General features: G+C 65.5%; 1 protein-coding gene and 2 pseudogenes. 2 read left to right on the top strand and 1 reads right to left on the bottom strand.

What is annotated here, in order from left to right; translation table 11 throughout:
* Positions 1 to 315: 315 nt before the first annotated feature.
* Both istA and istB read left to right on the top strand, forming a co-directional pair.
* Positions 316 to 1818 carry an IS21 family transposase gene (istA, locus tag ACO2RV_RS24990; protein ID WP_423296901.1) on the top strand — a complete coding sequence of 501 codons (1503 nt, stop codon included), beginning with the start codon at positions 316 to 318 and terminating at the stop codon, positions 1816 to 1818.
* Positions 1815 to 2486, top strand: a pseudogene (gene istB, locus ACO2RV_RS24985) (IS21-like element helper ATPase IstB); the annotation flags it as partial. The gene istA and the pseudogene istB, both read left to right, overlap by 4 nt.
* Here the strand turns inward: istB and ACO2RV_RS24980 are convergent.
* Positions 2484 to 3174: pseudogene (locus ACO2RV_RS24980) on the bottom strand (recombinase family protein); the annotation flags it as partial. The pseudogenes istB and ACO2RV_RS24980 sit on opposite strands and share 3 nt — an antisense overlap.

The raw sequence follows: 3174 nt of genomic DNA, 5'->3' as shown, positions 1-3174 counted from the left end.
CGAACAGGAATACCTGCGCTGGCGGCGCGAGGAACCGCTCATCCTGAGCGAGGCCGATCACATCATGCTGCGAGCTTTGGGCGAGAACCTGCCGCAGGTCTGGCACGCTGCGACCACGTCGGCCGACTGCGACGCGACAATCACGATGCGAGTTGCGCGACAATCAAAGTGAGAATCGTCGGGGGGCGGCAGCGTAGGGCGTAGCCCGTAGCTGTCGTGCCCCCGACGAAGGCGAGCTTCTTGGGGAGCGTCGTCGCTGGTGATCGCGGCCGGCCAGCTGCCGCAAGCTGTCTCCTCACATGGAGGAGACCTTGCGTGCCCGGCCGCCACGTCACCGATCACCAGATGAGGCTCTTCATGAAGTTCCGACAGAACGACGCCGTCGCGATCGCGGCGGCGAAGGCTGGGTTCAGCACCGCGACGGGGTATCGGATCTCGGGCAATCCAGGCCTGCCTTCGCAAGCCGACAGGGCGCGTGGGCGCCGTCGGCCCGACCCTCTTGCGTCAATCTTCGACGCCGAGATCGTGCCGCTGCTGCGTTCGGCACCGGGGCTGCGGCCGATCGGCATCTTCGAAGAGATGCGGCGTCGCCATCCCGATCTCGATCCCGGCGTCCGCCGCACGATGGAGCGCCGCATCCGCGCCTGGAGAGCCCTCCATGGCGTGGAGCAGGAGATCATCTTCCGGCAGATCCACGAACCCGGCCGGATGGGTCTGTCGGACTTCACCGACATGGCCGATCTCGGCATCAGAGTCGCCGGCGTTGCGCTGGACCATCGTCTCTATCACTTCCGGCTCGCCTGGTCGGGCTTCGAGCATGCCCATGTAATCCTGGGCGGGGAAAGCTACGTCGCACTGGCCGAGGGGTTGCAGAATGCCCTGTGGGCTTTGGGCGGCAGCCCGACTGAGCATCGCAGCGACAGCCTGTCAGCGGCGTTCTGCAATCTCGACGCTGATGCAAGGTCCGATCTGACGCGGCGCTACGACGCCTTGTGCGCTCATTATGGCATGACGCCGACGCGCAACAATCGCGGCGTTGCCCACGAGAACGGCTCGGTCGAGAGCGCCCATGGCCATCTGAAAGCCGCGATCCGCGACGCTCTGCTGCTGCGCACCAGTGCCGACTTCGACGATCTCTCCGGATATCGGCGCTTCGTCGATGAGACGGTCGCCGCCAAGAATCGTCGCAATGCCGCGCGCATCGACGCTGAGCGCGGCCATCTCCAGATGCTGCCGGATCGCCGGACCTGCGATTACGAGGAGACGATCGTGACCGTCACCTCGAGCAGTGGCTTCACGCTGAGGAAGGTGTTCTACACCGTGCCATCCCGCCTGATCGGGCACCGCCTGCGGGTCCGGCTCTATGACGACCGGCTCGACGTGTTCATCGGCGGCTCCAAGCTGATGACGCTGCTGCGCGGCCGATCATACGGCAATGGCAAGCATGGCCATGTCGTCGATTATCGCCATGTGATCCACGCTTTGCGGCGCAAGCCGATGGCGCTCCTCAACCTGGTCTATCGCGACCGATTGTTCCCGCGCGAGGCCTATCGGCGAACCTTCGATCGCCTCGTCGAACGATTGCCTGAGCGCGTCGCCTGCCGGACCATGGTCGATCTCCTGGCTCTGGCGCATGAGCGCGCCTGCGAAGCCGAGCTCGCCGAGATCCTCGCCTCTGTGCTGGCGGCAGGCGGCCTTCCCGACATGGCGGCCTTACGAAGACGCTTCGCGCCAGACCCTGCCGAGCTGCCGGTGGTGACCGTCGAACTCGTCCCGCTCGCCGTCTATGACGTGCTGTTGTCGGGAGCCGCTGCATGACACCGGTCACTCACCCGATCGACGCACAGAGGCTGGCTCTCATCCTCAACGACCTGCGTCTGCCCGCCATCAAGCTGAACTGGCCCGATATCGCCCAGCGCGCCGACAAGGAAGGCTGGCCCGCTGCCCGCTTCCTGGCGGCGCTCGCCGAGCACGAGATCGCCGAACGGGACCGGCGGCGCATCGAGCGTCATCTCGGCGAGGCGCGCCTTCCGCCCGGAAAGACCCTGGACAGCTTCGCCTTCGACGCCGTGCCGATGATCTCGCGCGCCCAGGTCATGGCGATCTGCTCCGGCGACGGCTGGCTCGAAAAGGGCGCGAACCTGATCCTGTTCGGCCCGCCCGGCGGCGGGAAAAGCCATCTGGCCGCGGCGATCGGCCTGGCGCTGATCGAGAATGGCTGGCGCGTGCTGTTCACCCGCACCTCCGACCTCGTCCAGAAGCTCCAGGTCGCTCGCCGCGAGCTCTCCCTGGAAGCCGCCATCACCCGGCTCGACAAGTACCACCTGCTGATCCTCGACGATCTCGCCTACGTCGCCAAGGATCAGGCCGAGACGTCCGTCCTGTTCGAGCTGATCAGCGCCCGCTACGAACGCCGATCAACGCTGATCACCACCAACCTCGCCTTCGGTGAGTGGAACCGGATCTTCCCCGACCCGACGATTTCATGATGCCTCCTTTATCGATCGTCTGGTGCGTCGAATACGAGCTCGAAGCTGGATGATCTGATCGTCCGAGAGGTCGATTTTCCAAGGCTGGCCCTTGATCAACTGCCGTCCGGCCAGGAGTCCGCGGGCGAGATAGTGAAACACCGTCTGGGAGGTGATGCCGAGTGCCGCTGCCGCACCCTGGATCGAATAGGTGCCGTCAGGCCAGCGCGGCGGGTTCGCAGCGACGCCGTTGATCTTGACGGTCGGAATGCCCCAGCGTTTGCGCAGAAGCCAGACGTTCTCGCCCTTGAAGGCACAGCCGCGGGCCGCGACGAAGCCCTCGGCGTTCAGCACGGCGGCAATTTCCTTGTCCATCTTGCCGGCGGCATTGAGGTCGGCCACCCGCTGCCGTAGCCGGTCAGGGTCCGCGTAGTCGTGGTAGGCATGGACGCGTCGCTGCAACCGATGCTCGCTGGTGGCGCCCGTCTGCCAGACAATCTTCATCCAGACCTGCCCACGATCGCGCTTCTGATCGAGAACGACCTCGCGGACCACGAAGCGCAGAATGCGTTTGCGGGCGTCGGCCGACGTGGTCGCAGCGTGCCAGACCTGCGGCAGGTTCTCGCCCAAAGCTCGCAGCATGATGTGATCGGCCTCGCTCAGGATGAGCGGTTCCTCGCGCCGCCAGCGCAGGTATTCCTGTTCG

It is taken from the genome of Ancylobacter sp. VNQ12, from assembly GCF_049445835.1.
Lineage (GTDB): Bacteria > Pseudomonadota > Alphaproteobacteria > Rhizobiales > Xanthobacteraceae > Ancylobacter.
Note: the sequence above shows the minus strand (reverse complement) of the source record. Positions and strands in the feature narration are given on the sequence as shown.